Below are 19,124 nucleotides of genomic sequence, written 5' to 3'. Positions count from 1 at the left end.
CCGTCTTGTCACTTTCGCAGGGTTATGGTATAATTTTTCTGGCAATCCTGATGATAAAGTATTCCGCAGAAGAGTGGGGCAACCCACTCTTTACCTTTTGCCCAAATATAAGCATAGAAATTGCAATCAACCACGTGGGAGGTCGCTAGTTTGAGTACAACGGCTATCAATAGCGCCGTCGAGCAACTGGTTCGTCCTTACCTCGACGACAACGGCTTCGAGCTGGTGGACATCGAGTTTGTCAAGGAGGGGAGCAACTGGTTCTTGCGGGTTTACGTCGACAAGGACGGCGGCATCGACATCGACGAATGCGGCAAAATCAGCGAGTTTTTGAGCGAAGCGCTCGATCGCAACGATCCGATCGACAAGGCTTACTTCCTCGAGGTGTCTTCTCCCGGCGCCGAACGCCCGCTCAAGAAAGCGGATGATCTGCGCAAGGCTGTGGGAAAGCATGTCTTCGTGACGACGTACGAGGCGCTTGACGGCTTGAAGGAGTTTGAGGGACAGTTGCAGACTTTCGACGGCGAGCAACTGGTTATCGCGATCGGCAAAAAACGCCACACCATTCCGTACGCCAAGGTTGCGAGCGCACGGCTGGCTATTGTTTTCTAATTGTCCAAAGGAGGAACTCATTTCAAATGAGCACGGATTTTATTGAAGCGTTGTCGGAAATCGAACGGGATAAAGGGATAGCCAAGGATGTGTTGATCGAAGCCATCGAAGCTGCGCTCATTTCCAGCTACAAGCGCAATTTCAACACCGCGCAAAACGTTCGCGTCGACATTAACCGGTTTACCGGCGTCATCAAGGTATATGCGCGCAAAACGGTCGTCGAGGAAGTACTGGATCCCCGGATGGAAATTTCCGTGGAGGCCTCGCGTGAAATCAATCCGCATTATCAGCTCGACGACATTGCCGAAATTGAAGTGACGCCCCGCGACTTCGGACGTATCGCGGCGCAGACCGCCAAGCAGGTGGTCACGCAGCGCATTCGCGAGGCGGAACGCGGGTTGATCTACAATGCCTTCATCGACAAGGAAGAGGACATTGTCAACGGCTTCGTGCAGCGTCAGGATACGCGCAATCTGTTTGTAGATTTGGGCAAAGTGGAAGCGGTGCTGCCTCTGACCGAGCTGATGCCGACCGACAAGTTCAAGCATCTGGACCGGGTGAAAAGCTTCATTACGAAGGTGGAGAACACGACCAAGGGTCCGCAAATCATCCTCTCGCGCACGCATCCCGGCTTGTTGAAGCGGCTCTTCGAGCTGGAGGTTCCGGAAATCTATGACGGCGTCGTCGAAATTCGCTCCGTAGCGCGCGAGGCGGGCTTCCGCTCCAAAATCGCGGTCCATTCGCGCAACGAGGAGGTCGATCCGGTCGGCTCCTGCGTCGGTCCCAAGGGCATGCGGGTGCAGACGATCGTGACCGAGCTCAAGGGTGAGAAAATCGATATCGTACGCTGGTCGGACAATGTCGAGGAGTACGTCGCCAATGCGCTCAGTCCGTCCAAGGTGCTCGAGGTCATCGTGTTCGAGCAGGAGAAGATGGCGCGCGTCATCGTGCCGGATTATCAGCTGTCGCTGGCCATCGGCATCAAGGGGCAGAATGCGCGGCTCGCGGCGAAGCTGACCGGCTGGAAAATCGACATCAAGAGCGAGACGCAGGCGGAGGAGGAATACGGCCGTCCGCGGACGCAATCCGATACGATGCCGCAGGATTCGGTCTCCATCGATTGATCTTGTCGGAACGCTTCAAAGGGGAGAACGAGTATGAGACCGAGAAAAATTCCGCTGCGCAAATGCGTAGCCTGCCAGGAAATGATGCCTAAAAAGGAACTGATTCGCATCGTGCGCACGCCGGAGGGCGAAACGTTGATCGATCTGACCGGAAAAAAGCCCGGCCGCGGCGCTTATCTGTGCGGCAAGGTGGAATGCTTCCGGCTCGCCCGCAAAGCTCGCGCGCTCGACCGGGCGCTCAAGGCGACGGTCGATGCGGACCTATACGACCGTTTGGAGCAGGATTTTGTAAAAGTGCAGGACCAATTTGAAGCCGCCAAGGAGCTGAACGCCCGTGAACCATAAAGTGCTGTCCAATCTCGGGATGGCCATGCGGGCCGGCAAGCTGGCGACCGGGGAGGAGATCGTACATCGCTGCATACGCGACGGCAAAGCCAAGCTGGTGCTGATCGCGACGGACACCGCGCCCGGCACGCGCAAGAAGGTGCTGGACAAATGCGCGACTTACGGCGTAGATTACGCCGTGGCGCTGGATCGCGTATCCATCGGCCAGGCGATCGGCAAAGCCGAACGCGTCTTGGTAGCCGTCACGGACCAAGGCTTCGCAGCGATGATCCAAAAGCAATTGAGTCAACTACCGGAGGTGGAGAATATTGACTAAACAGGACAACAAGGATAAACTGCGCGTCTATGAATATGCAAAATCGCTCAATATGAGCAGCAAAGAGATCATTACGATTCTGAAACGGCTGGATATTCCGGTCAACAACCATATGAGCGTCATGGAAAACGATATGGTCGGCCGTGTGGAAGGCTTCTTCCGCGACATCAAATCGAACGCGGCGGCCAAGCGGGCGCAAGAATCGGGCGCTACCGTATCGGCCGCGCAAGCGCCTGGCAAACCGAAGACGCAGGGCGGGCCGGGACTGAGCCGGACGCAGACAGGCACCAAACAAAATCAAAATGATCGGCAGGAGAATATGAACTCGACTCAAAACAGATCTAACCAACAGCGGCAATCGGGTCAGGGCGGCGACAGACAGCGCTCGGGCGGTCAAGGACAAGGACAAGGACAAGGACAGCAAGGCGGCGCGCGCGGTCAGCGTCCGGCAGGGCAAGGCGGCCAGGGCGGCCAGGGCGGCGGACGCCAGCAGCAAGGGCAAGGCGGCGGCGGAGGACGTACCGGCGCGCCGCGTCCGGCAGGCAATGCCGGCGGTTCGGGCGGCTCGGGCGGCGGTCAAGGCGGCGGCGCGCGCGGCGGCGGCCAGCGCTTCGACAATGCCAAGCCGGCGGGACAAAACCGAGGCGGGGCTACGTCGGGCGGCGGACGCGGCGGCCAAGGTGGTCAAGGCGGCCAAGGCGGACGCGGCAGCAATAATCGGCGCGGACCCGGCGGCCAAGGCGGCGGCAACCGGCGCTTCGATGACAACCGCGGCGGTCGCGGCGGTCGCGGCAAAAATAACCGCGGACGCGGCAACCAGCAGCAGGAGCGTCGGGAAAAAATCGACAATACGCCGAAGAAGATCATCGTACGCGGTACGATGACCGTCGGCGATCTGGCCAAGCTGCTCCACAAGGACGCCTCGGAGGTCATCAAAAAGCTGATGTTCCTCGGCGTCATGGCCACGATCAACCAGGAGCTTGATCTCGATGCGATCCAGCTCGTATCCTCGGACTACGGCGTAGAGGTGGAGCTCAAGATTCCGGTCGAGGAGGACGCCTTCGAAACGTTCGAGGAAACCGACGACGAAGCCGACCTCGAGCCGCGTCCGCCGGTCGTGACGATCATGGGTCACGTCGACCACGGCAAAACGACGCTGCTCGATGCGATCCGGCACACGGACGTCACCGGCGGCGAAGCCGGGGGCATCACGCAGCATATCGGCGCCTATCAGGTTGACGTAAACGGCAAAAAAATTACGTTCCTGGATACGCCGGGTCACGAGGCGTTCACGACGATGCGCGCGCGCGGCGCCCAGGTGACGGATATTACAATCCTGGTCGTGGCGGCCGACGACGGCGTCATGCCGCAGACGGTCGAAGCGATCAACCACGCCAAAGCGGCCGGCGTGCCGATCATCGTGGCCGTCAACAAAATCGACAAGCCCGGCGCCGACCCGGATAAGATTAAGCAGGCGCTCACCGAATACGAGCTCGTGCCCGAGGAATGGGGCGGCGATACGATCTTCGTCAACCTGTCGGCCAAGGAGCGCATCAATCTCGAGGGACTGCTGGAGATGGTGCTGCTCGTAGCCGAGGTGAACGACTACAAGGCCAACCCGAACAAGCGCGCTCGCGCGACGGTCATCGAGGCCGAGCTGGACAAAGGCAAAGGCCCGATCGCGCGCGTGCTCGTCCAGCATGGCACGCTCAAGGTCGGCGATGCGTTCGTCGCCGGCAACTGCTTCGGCCGCGTGCGGGCAATGGTCAACGACAAGGGACGCAGACTGAAGGAAGCCGGGCCGTCCACGCCGATCGAGATTACCGGTCTGGCCGAGGTGCCGCTCGCGGGCGATCCGTTCCTGGCGTTCGAAGACGAGCGCAAGGCGCGCGCCATTGCAGAGCGGCGCGCGATCAAGCACCGCCAGTCGGAGCTCGGCACGAACTCCCGTGTTACGCTGGACGATCTGTACCAGCACATCAAAGACGGCGAGATCAAGGATCTGTACGTCATTATCAAGGCCGACGTCCAAGGCTCCTTCGAGGCGCTCAAGGGATCGCTGGAAAAAATCGAAATCGAGGGCGTGCGCGTCAAGATCATTCATAGCGGCGTCGGCGCGATTACGGAATCGGACATCATCCTCGCCACGGCGTCGAATGCGATCGTGATCGGCTTCAACGTCCGTCCGGAGCCGCAGGCCAAGATCGCCGCCGATCAGGAGAATGTCGACATTCGACTGCATCGCGTCATCTACAACGTCATCGACGAGATCGAGCAGGCGATGAAAGGAATGCTCGACCCGGTATACAAAGAGAGCGTCGTCGGCCATGCCGAAGTGCGCAATCTGTTCAAGGTCAGCAAGGTCGGCACGATTGCTGGCTGCATGGTGACCTCGGGCAAAATGCTGCGTGCCGCCGAGGCGCGCGTCGTACGCGAAGGCATCGTCGTATACGAGGGCAAGCTCGATTCGCTCAAACGCTTCAAGGACGACGCGAAGGAAGTCGCGCAAGGCTACGAGTGCGGCATCACGCTTGAGCGCTTTAACGATTTGAAAGAAGGCGACGTCATCGAAGCCTTTGTGATGGAAAAGGTAGAGAGGTGAGCGCAGCATGGCAAAAATTCGGGTCGGACGCGTCGGGGAACAGATTAAAAAAGAGCTCAGTCTAATTATTCAGACCGAGCTCAAGGACCCGCGCATCGGCTTCATCACCGTGACCGGAGTGGACGTGACCAGCGATCTTTCGCAGGCCAAGGTCTATCTGAGCGTGCTCGGCAGCGATGAGCAGAAGGAAGAGACGCTCAAGGCGCTGGCGCGCGGCGCCGGCTTTATCCGCTCCGAACTGGGCAAGCGGATCCGGCTGCGCCATACGCCGGAGCTGCTGTTCAAATTCGACAGCAGCATCGAGTACGGCAGCCGCATCGAATCGCTGCTGGAGGAGATCAACAAGGGAGACGGCAGAGCATGAGCGGCGCCGTCGCGGGTTATCGCGAGCAACTGGACGCGGCACTGCGCTTCCTGCGGGAGGGAGACGACTATCTCGTCGTCTCCCATGTCCAGCCGGACGGCGATGCGATCAGCTCGACGGTCATTATCGGCTGGCTGCTCGGCAAGCTCGGCAAGCGCTACGTGCTGGCCAACGAGGACGAGGTGCCGGGAAGGCTTCGCTTCCTGCCGCTGACCGGCAGCATCGTACAACTTCCGGACACTGACCACGCACGCCGCTACGCGCGCGTGGTCAGTGTCGATTGTGCGGACTTTCGCCGCATCGGCACGGTCAGTCAGTCGTTCGCGGACGGCGTGCAGCTGCTCAATATCGATCACCATCCGACCAATGACCAGTTCGGCGCGGTCAATGTCGTGCGCACCAACGCCGCGGCGACCGCCGAAATCCTGTATGATCTGATTGCGCATGCCGGACTTGCACTCGATATGCAGGTGGCGGAGCCGCTCTATGTCGGGCTCTTGACCGACACCGGCGGCTTCCGGTATGCCAACACGAGCGCGCATGTGCTGCGCATTGCCGCGGAGCTGATCGGCCACGGAGTGAGCGGCAGCGCGATCGCCGAGCGGATGCTGGAGATGATGACGATGCCGCAGCTGCAGCTGCTGCAGCGCGGCTTGTCCCGCCTGCAATTCACGGCGGGCGGACGCATCGGCTGGCTCTATATCGAGCATTCGGACCTGGCGCAGACCGGCGCGGCCGGCGAGGATCTCGAAGGACTGGTCAACTATGCCCGCAACGTAGAGGGCGTGGAGGTCGGCATTTTGTTCAAGGGCGCGGCCGACGGCGGCATCAAGGTGAGCATGCGTTCCGCCGGGAAGGTGGATGTCGCCGCGATCGCACAGCGATTCGGCGGAGGCGGTCACACGCGCGCTGCCGGCTGCCGGCTCGAGTGTTCGTTGACGGAGGCCAGCGCCCGGGTCCTCGCAGCGATCAGCGAGGTGCTGCCCTCGTGATGGACGGAATCCTGGCCGTATGGAAGCCGGCAGGCTGGACCTCGCATGATGTGGTGGCCCGCGCCAGGCGACTGCTGGGCACGAAGCGCATCGGTCATGCCGGCACGCTCGATCCCGCAGTGACCGGGGTGCTGCCGCTTGGCGTGGGGCGCGCCACGAGACTGGTGGAATATATGCAATCGCTGCCCAAGACATATGAGGCCGAGCTGCAGTTTGGCGTGGCCACCGACACGGAGGATCTGACGGGCACTGTGCTGGAACAGCTCGACCGCGTGGAGCTGGACGAGCGTCAGATCCGGCAGACGCTCGTCCGCTTTGTCGGCGACATCCGCCAGACGCCGCCGATGTATTCCGCGGTGCGCGTCCAGGGCAAGCGGCTGTACGAGCTGGCGCGCGCGGGTCAGGAGGTTGAGCGCCCCGAGCGGACCGTGACGATCCATGCGCTCGAGCTGCTGCGTCTTGAGTTGTCCGGGGACAGTCCGCGCATCGCCTTCTCGGCCACCTGTTCGAAGGGCACCTACATCCGTACGCTGTGTGTGGACATCGGGCGCGCGCTCGGCGTGCCGGCGGCGATGGCCAAGCTGGTCCGGACGGTGTCTGCGGGGCTGACGCAGGCGGACTGCGTGACGCTGGAGGAGCTGGAGCGACGCGCGCAGGAGCAGACCGCCGCGGACTGCCTGCTGCCGCCGGACCGCGCGGTTGCCCATTTGCCCCGACTGACGGTGCCGGCCGACGAGGCACGAGCGGCTATGCAGGGCAAGAAATTGCCGCTGCGCATGGACGATCCAGATACCGCAGGAGAACAGCTTTTGCGGCTATATGGCCTTGGCGGCCGTTTTCTCGGCATTTTTCAGAGCAACCCGCAGGAGGGCATCATCCGGCCGGTGAAGGTATTTGCGCAGGCCGAGTCTTGACTAAAGAAATGCAGGTGTAGCAGCAGTGGAAATGATCACCTTACATTATCCGTTATCCGAATCGGAGCGGAGCGAAGTCGGACAAACGCTCGCGATCGGCCATTTTGACGGCGTGCACAAAGGCCATCGCACGGTCATCTCGCGTGCCGTGCGTTACGCGCGGGAGCATGATTTGCTGGGCTCGGTCATGACCTTTGATCCGCATCCCAAGGCAGTGCTCGGACAAGGCGACCAGTATGTCGCTTGCTTGACGCCGCTAGCGGACAAGCTGGAGCAATTTGCCGAGCTGGGCGTCGACCGTGCGTACGTGTTTCGCTTCGACCGCAGCTTCGCGCAGGTGTCGCCCGAGCAATTCGTCGACGATGCCCTGCGGCCGCTTGCTATCCGCAAGGCGTTCGTCGGCTTCGATTTTGCCTTTGGTCATCGCGGCCGCGGCACGCCCGAGCTGCTCCGGCAGCTCGGGGAGCCCTTCATGGAGGTGGAGGTGGCCGAGGCGTATCATCTCAACGGACAGAAGGTGAGCAGCACGCTCGTACGCGAAAACATCGCCAGCGGGGCAATGGAGCAAGCTACCTTACTGCTGGGACGGCCGTATCGGCTGCGCGGCATTGTCGCGCACGGCGCCGGTCGCGGACGGACGATTGGCTTTCCGACTGCCAATGTGGAACTCGGCGGACCGTATGCGCTGCCGCGTCACGGCGTGTATGCGGTGGTCGCCCATTACGAGGGCCTGCGGCTCCACGGTGTGATGAACGTCGGCGTCAAGCCGACATTCGAGGACGGCACCGTCAAGCCGACGCTGGAGGCGCATTTGTTTGATTTCAGCGGCGATTTGTACGGCCGCGAGCTGCAGCTGGATGTGATGCAGTTTTTGCGGCCGGAGCGCAAGTTCGATTCCGTCGATGCCTTGGTGGCGCAGATCCGGGCGGATGCCGAGCAGGCCCGCGAGCTGCTTGCAGCGGCGGAAACGCGCCGGGGCTGAGCCGGCGGGCGTACCCTGCGTTCAAATTATAGAAAGTATATGATCTCGTATATCCTTGTCTAAATTTCGCGGAACGAAACTGACTGGCGCCGGCAAATTACGGCGGCAGCCGTTTCGCCTTGGGCATTTACTTTGCAAGTGCAGATGTGCTATACTAAATCTCGTTGCGGCGACGCGTCGCAACATGGAACCGTGGCTTGGTTGCTCGCCCTCACCAGCGGCGACGAGGCTACCGGCGATTCAAGGACAGGAGGTGACAGAGGATGGCAGTAACACAAGAGCGCAAGAACGAGCTGATCGACCAGCACAAGACGCACGAGGGAGATACCGGCTCGCCGGAAGTGCAGGTGGCGATCCTGACGGAGAACATCATCAACTTGACGCAGCATTTGCGGGAGCACAAGAAGGACCACCATTCCCGCCGCGGTCTGCTCAAGATGGTAGGCCAGCGCCGCAAGCTGCTCGCTTACCTGAAGAACAAGGACGTAAAGCGCTACAGCGCATTGATCGAAAAACTCGGCCTGCGCCGATAACATGCGAGAGAGAAGCAACCTGGTTGTCCAGCCGTCCGGCGCGTCCGGACTCGACTGTGGCAGCGGGTTGTTTTTTGTAGCGGTGCCGGCCGCGGCAGGAGATCGGCCGCCCTCGTCGAATGAATTAAAGTCGAATGAATTAAAAAGAAAGACAGGAGGGATAACATGAACCATCAGGTAGAAATGGAGCTGGGGGGGCGCAAGCTGGTCCTGGAGACCGGCCGCTTGGCCAAGCAGGCCAACGGTGCGGTAACGGTGCGCTACGGCGAGACCGTCGTACTGTGTACTGTAACGGCGTCCAAGCAGCCGAAGGACCTCGACTTTTTCCCGTTGACGGTCAATTATGAGGAGCGCTTGTACGCGGTCGGCAAAATCCCGGGCGGCTTCATCAAGCGGGAAGGACGTCCGAGCGAAAAGGCGATCCTCGCCAGCCGTCTCACCGACCGTCCGATTCGCCCGCTGTTCCCGGAGGGCTTCCGCAACGATGTGCAAATCATGAACATCGTCATGAGCGTCGATCAGAACTGCACGCCTGAGATCGCGGCAATGATCGGAACCTCGGCGGCGCTCTCGATCTCGGATGTGCCCTTCGACGGCCCGATCGGCGGTGTCATCGTCGGCCGCATCGACGGCCAGTATGTCATCAATCCGACGGTCGACCAGGAAGCGAAAAGCGACATTCATGTCGTCGTTGCTGGCACGAAGGACGCGATCATGATGGTCGAGGCCGAGGCCAACGAAGTGTCGGAAGCGGTCATGCTCGAAGCGATCATGTTCGGACATGAGGAGATTCGCAAAATTGTCGCCACCCAGCAGGAACTGGTCGCGCAAGCCGGCAAACCGAAGATGGAGGTCAAGCTGCACGCGCTTCAGCCGGATGTCGTCACTGCGGTGAAGGATTATACGCTGACGCGAATGGTCGAGGCCATTCAAGTCCAGGAAAAGCATGCGCGTCAGCAAGCTATCGACGAGGCGGAGGCCGACGCGATTGCGCATTTCGAGGCACGCTATGCCGAGACGCCCGAGCTCATGGGCGAAGTCAAGGAAGCGCTGCACGACATCGTCAAAGACGAGGTGCGCCGCTTGATTACGGTGGACAAGGTGCGTCCGGACGGACGGGGGCTGAGCGAGATTCGCCCGATCGAATGCGACGTCGCGCTGCTGCCGCGTACGCATGGCTCGGGATTGTTCACGCGCGGTCAGACGCAGGCGCTCAGCATTTGCACCCTCGGCGCGCTTGGCGATGTGCAGATTCTGGACGGCATCGACTTGACGGAGACGAAGCGGTTCATGCATCACTATAATTTCCCGCCCTTCAGCGTCGGCGAGGCAAGACCGCTGCGTGCGCCGGGACGGCGCGAGATCGGGCACGGCGCGCTGGGCGAGCGTGCGCTCTCCAAGGTCATTCCGTCGGAGACGGACTTCCCGTACACGATCCGCCTCGTATCCGAGGTGCTCGAATCCAACGGCTCCTCGTCGCAGGCGAGCATCTGCGCCAGCACGCTGGCGATGATGGACGCGGGCGTGCCGATCAAGGCGCCGGTGGCAGGCGTGGCAATGGGTCTGATCAAGGAAGGCGAGCATTTCTCGATCCTCACCGATATCCAGGGGCTCGAAGATCATCTCGGCGACATGGACTTCAAGGTAGCCGGAACGGCGGAAGGCGTAACGGCGATCCAGATGGACATCAAAATTGCCGGCATCGACCGCGCGATTTTGACGCAGGCGCTGGAGCAGGCTCGCGAAGGACGAATGGTCATTCTCGGCAAAATGCTTGACGTGCTGCAGCAGCCACGCACGAGCCTGTCGCAATATGCGCCGAAAATTCTCATCATGCGCATCAATCCCGAAAAAATCCGCGACGTCATTGGCGCCGGCGGCAAGATTATCAACAAGATCATCGAGGAAACCGGAGTCAAAATCGACATTGAGCAGGACGGCAGCGTGTTCATCGCCTCCTCCAACGAAGAAATGAACCAGAAGGCAAAGCAGATTATCGAAGGCATCGTGAAGGAAGTGGTCGTCGGCGAAGTGTACGAGGGCAAGGTCAAGCGGGTTGAAAAGTTCGGCGCATTCGTCGAAATTCTGCCCGGCAAGGAAGGCCTCGTTCACATCTCGCAGCTCGCTGCCGAGCGCGTGGGCAAAACCGAGGACGTCGTCAAAATCGGCGATGTCATCACGGTCAAAGTCACGGAAATCGACGGACAGGGCCGCGTCAATCTGTCGCGCAAGGCCGTACTGGCCGCTCAGCTGTCCGGCAACTAAGACGTCTCTCCAATTGCATAGCTTCATCACAAAGAGCCAGATCCTGTCTGTCTCTTTTTGTTTGGGTACATAAACCCGCGCGTCCGCTCATAAGCTGTTACAAAAGCTTGCGGACAAGGGGGGGAGCGCGTGAACCGGAAAAAAGCGCTGGCGGCGCTGCTGGGAGCGGCGCTCGTACTGGCGGTGTACGAGCTGCACGACGGCACGGCGGCGCTCGTCGAGGCGCTCAAGCGCAAGGTTCCGCAAGAGCAGGCCATGCGCGCAGAAGCCTCGGCCGCTTCGCTGTACGAGCAAATCCAGGCGGAAGCCGGCAAACGAAGGGTCGCGCCGATCGACGCCCGGGTCGACCGTGTCTGGAAGGCAATTCCCGGCTACAACGGTCTGGAAGTCGATATCGAACGGACCTACCGGCTGGCCGCGCAGCGTCCGCCGCAGGAGCCGATTACTTATCTGTACCGCGAGATCCCGGCCAAAATCACGCTGGAGTCGCTCGGCGCCTACCCGGTCTACCGCGGCAATCCCGCCAAGCCGATGGTAGGCCTGATGATCAACGTGGCCTGGGGCAACGCCTACGTGGAGCCGATGCTTCAGGTGCTGCGAGACGAAGGGGTGCGGGCGACGTTTTTTTTCGACGGGTCGTGGCTTGCCAAAAATCCAGAGCTGGGCAAGCGTATTCAGGCGGGCGGACACGAGTTGTCCAATCACGCCTATACGCACCCGGCCATGAGCCGGCTGGACAGGAGTTCGGCGCGCAGCCAGATTACCCGCACCGAGGATGTGCTCAAGCAGACCTTCGGGGAAACGAACAATCGCTGGTTCGCGCCGCCCTCCGGCGATTACAATCAGCAGACGGTCGAGGTGGCGCGCGAGTCGGGCCTGCAGACGGTGCTGTGGACGCTGGATACCGTCGATTGGCAAAATCCGTCCGCTGTCTCCGTCGTCGAAAAAATTGAGCGCCGCGTCGAAGCGGGCACGCTCATCCTGATGCATCCGACGAAGGCATCCAGCGGCGCGCTGCGGGGCATGATCGCGGCGATTCGGGAAAAAGGCCTCGCGCCCGGCAGTGTCGGCGAGACGCTGTCGCCGGAACGAATCGATCCGGTTGAGGGGAAGCTCCAATTCTGATATAGTGGAAGCATTGATTTAAGGAGGGGACCCGGTGAAGAAGTACAACTTGGCAAACGGACTGCGCGTCGTGATCGAAAAAATACCGACCTGCAGATCGGTTTCCTTTGGAATATGGGTAAAGACCGGCTCGCGCAACGAGACGCCGGAAAACAACGGCATCTCGCATTTTATCGAGCATATGTTGTTCAAGGGCACGAAGCGGCGCAGCGCGCGCGACATTGCGGATCTGTTCGACGGCATCGGCGGCAATGTCAACGCGTTTACGTCCAAGGAGTATACCTGTTACTTTGCGAAGGTGCTCGACACGCATTTGCCGATTGCGGCCGAAGCGCTCGCCGATATGTTTTTTGAATCGCAGCTGGATGCGGAAGAGCTGGCCAAAGAAAAAAACGTCATCCTCGAGGAAATCGCGATGTACGACGATACGCCGGATGACAAGGTGCACGACGAAGCCTCGAAAGCGGCGTTCGGCGACCATTCGCTGGCATACTCGATCCTCGGCCTGGAGGAGCGGCTGGCCGAGATGGACAGCGAGCGGCTCCGCGCTTACATGCGCGAGCAGTACCGCATCGACAATACTGTGATCAGCGTAGCCGGCAACGTGGAGGATCAGGCGGTGCTGGAGCTGCTGGAGCGTCATTTCGGCGGCTTCGCCAACCAGGGAGCCTCGAGACCGCTCGTCGCGCCGACCTTCCGCGGCGATTATGTGTTCCATGCCAAAAAGACGGAACAAAACCATATCTGTCTGTCGTTCCCGGGCTATTCCATCTCCGATGCCAAGCTGTACGCCATGATTCTGCTGAACAATGCGCTCGGCGGGGGCATGAGCTCGCGCTTGTTCCAGGAGATTCGCGAGAAACGGGGCCTGGCGTATTCGGTCTATTCCTATCATACCTCCTATGCCGACACCGGGCTGTTCACCATCTATGCTGGCACGGCGCCGAAGCAGACGAAGGAAGTGATGGACCTGACGCTGGAGATGCTGACCGAGCTCTCGGGCGGCGGACTGTCCGAGGCCGAGCTCTCGCGCGGCAAGGAGCAGCTCAAGGGCAGCCTGATTCTCAGTCTGGAGAGCACGAGCAGTCGGATGAACCGGATCGGCAAAAACGAGCTCATGCTGGGCCGGCACTACACCCTCGACGAGATGCTGCAACGGATCGAGAACGTCACGATGCACGATATCGACGAGGTGATCGCGCATGTGCTCGGCGCGCCGTTCGCGATCTCCATGGTCGGATCGGATGACAAGGATGCCGCGATGGCAGGGAGGAATACCATTGAATCACGTACACATTAAACGGCTGCCCGGTAACGAGGACTTGCCGCTGCCGATGCGCATGTCGGAGGGCGCGAGCGGCTATGACGTGCATGCGGCGCTCGCGGAGGAGCTGACGCTGCAGCCCGGGGCGCGGGCGCTGGTGCCCGGCGGCTTCGCGCTGGCGATGCCGCAAGGCCTGGAGGCGCAGGTGCGGCCGCGTAGCGGACTCGCCTACAAGCACGGCGTCACCTGCCTGAATACCCCCGGCACGATCGATGCGGATTATCGGGGCGAGGTGAAGGTGCTGCTGATCAATCTCGGCCAGGAGCCGTTCGTCATCCGGCGCGGCGAACGGATCGCGCAGCTCGTCTTCCAGCATGTGCCATCGATTGCGCTGGAGGAGGTCGGCGAGCTGCCGGATACCGTCAGGGGCGCGGGCGGCTTCGGCCACACCGGCAAGTAACAGCCTGACATCAGTCAGCGAGCGATTTTATATGGAATTCGGGCCGAACCGGACGCTGCATGCAGCGTCCGGTTTTTTCTTGTCGACGTGTGAAGCCGCTCGCCTGGCCCTTCGCCCTGTCACCCCGGACTGGGCACGCGCATAAGATGCAGTATCACTCAAGTGTGCAGAAGGGAGAGTACCTTGATGCTCACAGGCATGCAAGTGCTGCTGCTCGGAGGGGACGCGCGCCAGCTCGAAGTTGCGCGCAAGCTTTCCGAGCTCGATGCGTCGGTTGAGATGGCAGGCTTTGACCAGCTGGACGAAGCGCCCGAGGGCGCTGTGCGGGTAGCGTTCGCAGACGCTCGTTTTGCCGAGGCGGACGCGCTCGTCCTGCCGGTCCCGGGCTGTGACGAGGAGGGCCGCGTGAGCGCGGCGTTCAGCGAGGCCGAGCTGACGTTTACGGAACGGGAGGCCGCCCTGCTGCCGCGGCATTGCGTCGTGTATGTCGGGATGGCGCGCTCTTATTTGCGCGAGCTGTGCAGCGCCCGGGGGCTGGGCCTGGTCGAGCTGCTGGAGCTTGACGATGTGGCAATCTACAATTCGATTCCGACAGCCGAAGGCGCGCTGATGATGGCGATTCAGAACACCGACACGACGATTCACGGCTCGCGCTGCGCCGTGCTCGGCATGGGGCGAACGGGGCTGACGCTGGCGCGGGTGCTGCAGGGACTCGGAGCGTCGGTCAGTGCCGGCGTACGCCGGGAAGCGCATTTTGCCAGAGCGGCGGAGATGGGGATCAGCCCTTTCTACATCAGGGATTTGGCGCAGCAGGCGGGGAACATTGACTTGCTTTTTAACACAATACCGACTATGATAGTCACAGCGCAAATTATAGCAAAATTGCCCGCGCACGCCGTCATTATCGACCTCGCCTCCAAGCCCGGTGGAACGGATTTCCGGTATGCGGAGAAGCGGGGAATGACGGCGCTGCTCGCTCCCGGTCTCCCCGGAATCGTCGCTCCCAAAACCGCTGGACGCATCATTGCGGACTGCTTGAGTCGGCTATTGCTGGAGCAAAGCTTGAAACGGGGGGATGGCAGGTGAAGCTGCAGGGCAAAACGGTCGGTTATGCTTTATCCGGATCACATTGCACGTTTGCGGAGGTCATGCCGCAAATCAAACGCTTTGTCGACGCAGGCGCGAAGGTCGTGCCGATCGTGACCCAGTCGATCATGACGACGGACACGAGATTCGGCACGTCGGAGCAATGGCAGCGTCAATTAAAAGACTTAACGGGAAACGAGCTCATATCCACGATCGTGCAGGCCGAGCCGCTAGGGCCCTCGAAGCTGATCGATGTGCTCGTCATTGCACCGTGCACCGGAAACACGACAAGCAAGCTGGCCAACGCAATGACCGACAGCGCTGTGCTGATGGCGGCGAAGGCGCAGATGCGCAACCGGCGGCCGGTTGTACTGGCGATTTCGACCAATGACGGACTAGGGCTGAACGCTTCCAATATCGCAAAGCTGCTCGTAACAAGGGACATTTTTTTTGTTCCGTTCGGTCAGGATAATCCGGCGGACAAACCGAATTCGCTCGTGGCCAGAATGGATTTGGCGCTGGAGACGTGCGAAGCCGCGCTCGAAGGGCGGCAATTGCAGCCGATGCTGATCGCACGTACGGACTAAAGGGCTACCCGCGTTAGGAGCGTTCGGTCGACTATCGGAAGAGGAGAGCGACAGATGACGAACCAAAAAATGTTTAACGTTGCCGTAGTAGGGGCGACAGGCGCAGTAGGGGAACAAATATTGAAGCTTCTCGAACAGCGGGATTTTCCGGTGGCTGAATTGAAGCTGCTGTCGTCCGCACGCTCGGCCGGCAAGACCCTTATGTTCAAGGGACGCGAAATTACGGTGCAGGAAGCGACGCCGGAAAGCTTCGCAGGGGTGGAAATTGCCTTGTTCAGCGCGGGCGGCGGCGTCAGCAAGGCGCTCGCACCGCAAGCTGCGGCGCAAGGCGTGATCTGTATCGACAATACGAACGCCTTCCGCATGGATCCGGAAACGCCGCTGATCGTGCCGGAGGTCAATCTCGACAAGCTGAGCGATCATAAAGGCATCATCGCCAATCCGAACTGCTCGACGATTCAAATGGTCGCGGCGCTGAAGCCGCTGCGGGATCGCTACGGTCTGGCGCGCGTGATCGTCTCGACCTATCAAGCGGTATCCGGCGCAGGCCAATCGGCGATCGAAGAGCTGCAGACGCAATCCCGTCAAGTGCTGGACGGCGAGCCGGCCGAGGCGAAGCTGCTGCCGGTCGGTTCGCTGCCGGTCAAGCATCAGATTGCCTTCAACGCCGTGCCGCAAATCGATGTGTTCCAGGACAACGGGTATACGCTGGAAGAGATGAAAATGATTCGCGAAACGAAAAAAATTCTGGACGACGAATCGATTGATGTTACCGCGACTTGCGTACGGATTCCTGTCGTCTACGGTCATTCGGAATCGGTCTATGTCGAGCTCAAGAGCGACTATGAGCTCGAGGAGGTCAAGCAGTTGCTCAGCGACGCTCCTGGCATCGTCGTGCAGGACGACCCGGAAGCCCAGCTGTATCCGCTCGCGACCGAAGCTGCAGGCAAGCCGGACGTATTCGTGGGCCGCATCCGCCGGGATCTCGGACATACGCGCGGCTTGAATCTGTGGATCGTCTCCGACAATCTGCTCAAAGGCGCGGCCTGGAATGCCGTGCAAATCGCCGAACACATCGCCCTCACGCAGGAGTAACGCGCAAGGCCGTCTTGTCAAGCGAAAACCGGGTTGTCGTCCTGTCGGAGGTCAGCCATGCGTATCTTGGTCCAAAAATTCGGAGGCACTTCATTATCGGGCCGCGAGGCGCGCGCGCATGTCGTCGGCCATATCGCGCGCGAGCGGCAGGCGGGAGCCCGACTGGCGGTCGTCGTCTCGGCGATGGGCCGGGGAGGCGATCCGTACGCGACCGACACGTTGCTCGGGTTGCCGGGTGACGCAGTCTCATTTTTGCCGCTGCGCGAGCGGGATCTGTTATTGGCCTGCGGCGAGGTGATTTCCGCGGCTGTGCTCTGCGCCGCCCTGCTCCAGCAGGGCGTGCCCGCGGTGGTGCTCAACGGCGGTCAGGCCGGAATTGCAACGGACGGGATGTTCGGCAACGCGCGCATTATGCGGGTCGATCCAGAGCCCGTCCTTCGCCATTTGGAGGAAGAACAGGTTGTGATCGTCACAGGCTTCCAAGGCGTCGACAAGCAAGGCGAGACGACGACCTTGGGACGCGGCGGGTCGGACACGACGGCTACGGCCCTTGGAGCCGCATTGCAGGCGCAGCGGGTCGATATTTATACGGACGTGGACGGGATTCTTACGGCGGACCCGCGCATTGTGCCGAATGCGCGCCCGCTCGTGTTGGTGAGCTATGGTGAAATTTGCAACATGGCGCGGCAAGGCGCCAAGGTCATTCATCCCCGGGCTGTCGAAATTGCGCAACAAGCGGGGATCCCGCTGCGCGTACGTTCGACCTTTTCGGACAATGAAGGGACGTTGGTGACCCATCGCGCCTCCGGAGTGCCGCTCGAGGGGGTCGTGGACCGGCCGGTTACCGGCATCGCACATGTGGCCGGAGTCACCCAGTTGTCGGTGCAAGCGCAGGACGGGAACAACGATGTGCAGTTGCAGGTGTTCCAGGCGATGGCCGGTGCCCAGATTAGCGTGGATTTCATCAACGTCACCCCGTCAGGCGTTGTCTATACGGTGTTCGACGCCGATGCGCCCAAGGCGCAGCAAATTCTGCGCGCACTGGGCTATGTGCCGCAGGCGGTCGGCGGCTGCGCGAAAGTATCGGTTATCGGGGGCGGCATGAACGGCGTGCCGGGCATTATGGCCCGTATCGTCGAAGCGCTAGCTGAGCAAGACATCACAATTTTGCAATCCGCCGATTCCAACAGCACCATTTGGGTACTGGTTCGCGAGCCCGATATGCAGGGCGCACTGCGTGCGCTGCATGCCAAGTTTCAGCTCGACAAAATATGAACGGGCGACAATATTTCTAGGAGGAGTCATAATGGATTTTGGAAGACTGGTGACCGCAATGGTAACCCCCTTTGATGCAGGCGGTAAGATTGACTGGGAGGCCGCCGAGCGGCTGATCGACTATTTAATTGAGGAGCAGCTAAGCGACAGCCTGGTTATTGCAGGCACGACCGGCGAATCGCCTACGCTCTCGGATGCCGAAAAGCTGGAGCTGTTCCGTTTTGCCGTGAAGCAAGCAAAGGGACGTTGCAAAATTATTGCGGGCACGGGCAGCAACAATACGGCCCATTCCATCCATTTGACACATGAAGCCGAGGGAACAGGCGTCGATGCCATTCTGCTCGTGGCTCCTTATTATAGTCGGCCCAGTCAAGAGGGGCTGTATCAGCACCTCAAGCTGACCGCGGAAGCGACCAAGCTGCCGATCATGCTCTATAATGTACCATCGCGAACGAGTGTGAATATCAGTTCGCAGACGACGCTGCGCCTGGCCGATCTGCCCAATGTCGTTGCGACAAAAGATTGCGGCTCGCTGGATCAATTGACGGAAATTATTCGCGACGCGCCGGAAGGCTTCGACGTGTACAGCGGCGACGATAGCGATACGCTCCCGATTATGTCAATCGGCGGCCGCGGCGTCGTCAGTGTGGCGAGTCACATCGTCGGCAAGCAAATGAAGCAAATGATCGAAGCATTCGTGTCCGGCCGCCTCCAGGAAGCAAGTCGCATGCATTGCGACCTGAGCGTGGTAATCAAGAGCCTGTTCGATTGCCCGCACCCGGTTCCGAATCCGGTCCCGGTCAAGCACGCGCTTGCCTTGTGCGGCGTCCCCGTCGGCGGCGTAAGGCTCCCTTTGGTCGGCTTGACGGACAGCGAAGCCGCCTATCTGGCATCGCGTCTGACCTCGCTGAACGGCTGAGCCCGGTGTATTCGTCGGCAGTGCATAAATGATAACGGAAACCCGGCGCTTCGCGCCGGGTTTTTAAAATATAAGAAATTATAAGTTCAGGCTTATAAACGGCCGCTATATTCTCGGAACGGATTTGCGCAGCCAAAGGACGGCGGTAGCCGGTTCGCCTTGTTTATTTTCTGCCAAAATACCAGGATTTGAAGTGTTTTTGTTCTACGTAGGTCTTTTCCGCAAAAAAGGTGTCATTAGACTGACTTGTGTTTTGATCTTTCG

At 60.4% G+C, this 19,124-nt stretch carries 19 protein-coding genes; all 19 read left to right on the top strand.

The genetic code is table 11. The features are described 5' to 3' along the window. The first annotated feature begins 150 nt into the window (after positions 1-150). The 19 genes from rimP to dapA all read left to right on the top strand — a co-directional run bounded on the left by rimP (position 151) and on the right by dapA (position 18,860). Positions 151-612 carry a ribosome maturation factor RimP gene (gene rimP, locus IDH44_RS08595; protein ID WP_190916653.1) on the top strand — a complete coding sequence of 154 codons (462 nt, stop codon included), beginning with the start codon at positions 151-153 and terminating at the stop codon, positions 610-612. A gap of 26 nt (positions 613-638) precedes the next feature. Further along, the gene (gene nusA / locus IDH44_RS08590; RefSeq protein WP_190916651.1) at positions 639-1,736 is read left to right on the top strand and encodes a transcription termination factor NusA; all 1,098 of its coding nucleotides are present in this window, start codon (positions 639-641) and stop codon (positions 1,734-1,736) included. Positions 1,737-1,769: 33 nt separating this feature from the next. Next, entirely contained in the window at positions 1,770-2,081 is a 312-nt protein-coding gene (rnpM, locus tag IDH44_RS08585; RefSeq protein ID WP_190916649.1) for an RNase P modulator RnpM, read from the top strand. Further along, positions 2,071-2,397, top strand: a complete 327-nt coding sequence (locus tag IDH44_RS08580) for a L7Ae/L30e/S12e/Gadd45 family ribosomal protein (RefSeq protein ID WP_190916647.1) — start codon at positions 2,071-2,073, stop codon at positions 2,395-2,397. Before rnpM ends, IDH44_RS08580 begins: the two co-directional genes overlap by 11 nt. After that, positions 2,390-4,999: a translation initiation factor IF-2 gene (infB, locus tag IDH44_RS08570; RefSeq protein WP_223869486.1), complete on the top strand. Its 2,610-nt coding sequence runs from the start codon at positions 2,390-2,392 to the stop codon at positions 4,997-4,999. The genes IDH44_RS08580 and infB overlap by 8 nt, the downstream gene beginning before the upstream one ends. 7 nt (positions 5,000-5,006) lie before the next feature. Beyond that, positions 5,007-5,363 carry a 30S ribosome-binding factor RbfA gene (rbfA, locus tag IDH44_RS08565; protein ID WP_190916645.1) on the top strand — a complete coding sequence of 119 codons (357 nt, stop codon included), beginning with the start codon at positions 5,007-5,009 and terminating at the stop codon, positions 5,361-5,363. After that, on the top strand, positions 5,360-6,355 hold the full coding sequence (locus IDH44_RS08560) for a DHH family phosphoesterase (RefSeq protein WP_190916643.1): 996 nt from the start codon (positions 5,360-5,362) through the stop codon (positions 6,353-6,355). The genes rbfA and IDH44_RS08560 overlap by 4 nt, the downstream gene beginning before the upstream one ends. Then, positions 6,355-7,269 carry a tRNA pseudouridine(55) synthase TruB gene (gene truB / locus IDH44_RS08555; protein WP_190916796.1) on the top strand — a complete coding sequence of 305 codons (915 nt, stop codon included), beginning with the start codon at positions 6,355-6,357 and terminating at the stop codon, positions 7,267-7,269. Before IDH44_RS08560 ends, truB begins: the two co-directional genes overlap by 1 nt. A 31-nt stretch (positions 7,270-7,300) precedes the next feature. After that, the gene (locus IDH44_RS08550; protein WP_223869485.1) at positions 7,301-8,251 is read left to right on the top strand and encodes a bifunctional riboflavin kinase/FAD synthetase; all 951 of its coding nucleotides are present in this window, start codon (positions 7,301-7,303) and stop codon (positions 8,249-8,251) included. 263 nt (positions 8,252-8,514) lie between these two features. Beyond that, positions 8,515-8,784 (top strand): 30S ribosomal protein S15, encoded by a 270-nt coding sequence (gene rpsO, locus IDH44_RS08545; RefSeq protein ID WP_190916638.1) that lies wholly within the window; start codon positions 8,515-8,517, stop codon positions 8,782-8,784. A gap of 165 nt (positions 8,785-8,949) precedes the next feature. Next, entirely contained in the window at positions 8,950-11,049 is a 2,100-nt protein-coding gene (pnp, locus tag IDH44_RS08540) for a polyribonucleotide nucleotidyltransferase (RefSeq protein WP_190916636.1), read from the top strand. Between the two features lie 129 nt (positions 11,050-11,178). Beyond that, entirely contained in the window at positions 11,179-12,174 is a 996-nt protein-coding gene (locus IDH44_RS08535; RefSeq protein WP_317890136.1) for a polysaccharide deacetylase family protein, read from the top strand. A 34-nt stretch (positions 12,175-12,208) separates the two neighbouring features. Beyond that, complete coding sequence (locus IDH44_RS08530) at positions 12,209-13,474, top strand: M16 family metallopeptidase (protein WP_190916634.1); 1,266 nt, start codon at positions 12,209-12,211, stop codon at positions 13,472-13,474. Further along, positions 13,455-13,898: a dUTP diphosphatase gene (gene dut, locus IDH44_RS08525; protein WP_397326753.1), complete on the top strand. Its 444-nt coding sequence runs from the start codon at positions 13,455-13,457 to the stop codon at positions 13,896-13,898. Before IDH44_RS08530 ends, dut begins: the two co-directional genes overlap by 20 nt. Before the next feature lie 186 nt (positions 13,899-14,084). Further along, the gene (gene dpsA, locus IDH44_RS08520) at positions 14,085-14,984 is read left to right on the top strand and encodes a dipicolinate synthase subunit DpsA (RefSeq protein WP_190916630.1); all 900 of its coding nucleotides are present in this window, start codon (positions 14,085-14,087) and stop codon (positions 14,982-14,984) included. Next, positions 14,981-15,571: a dipicolinate synthase subunit B gene (locus tag IDH44_RS08515; RefSeq protein ID WP_190916628.1), complete on the top strand. Its 591-nt coding sequence runs from the start codon at positions 14,981-14,983 to the stop codon at positions 15,569-15,571. Before dpsA ends, IDH44_RS08515 begins: the two co-directional genes overlap by 4 nt. A gap of 54 nt (positions 15,572-15,625) precedes the next feature. Further along, positions 15,626-16,666: an aspartate-semialdehyde dehydrogenase gene (locus tag IDH44_RS08510; protein WP_190916626.1), complete on the top strand. Its 1,041-nt coding sequence runs from the start codon at positions 15,626-15,628 to the stop codon at positions 16,664-16,666. Between the two features lie 57 nt (positions 16,667-16,723). Then, positions 16,724-17,941 (top strand): aspartate kinase, encoded by a 1,218-nt coding sequence (gene dapG / locus IDH44_RS08505; RefSeq protein ID WP_190916624.1) that lies wholly within the window; start codon positions 16,724-16,726, stop codon positions 17,939-17,941. A gap of 31 nt (positions 17,942-17,972) precedes the next feature. Then, entirely contained in the window at positions 17,973-18,860 is an 888-nt protein-coding gene (gene dapA / locus IDH44_RS08500; protein WP_190916622.1) for a 4-hydroxy-tetrahydrodipicolinate synthase, read from the top strand. Positions 18,861-19,124 lie beyond the last annotated feature (264 nt).

Origin of the sequence: Paenibacillus sabuli, from assembly GCF_014705605.1 — a bacterium.
Taxonomy (GTDB): Bacteria; Bacillota; Bacilli; order Paenibacillales; family Paenibacillaceae; genus Paenibacillus_D; species Paenibacillus_D sabuli.
This window is presented reverse-complemented; position numbering and strand designations above follow the sequence as displayed.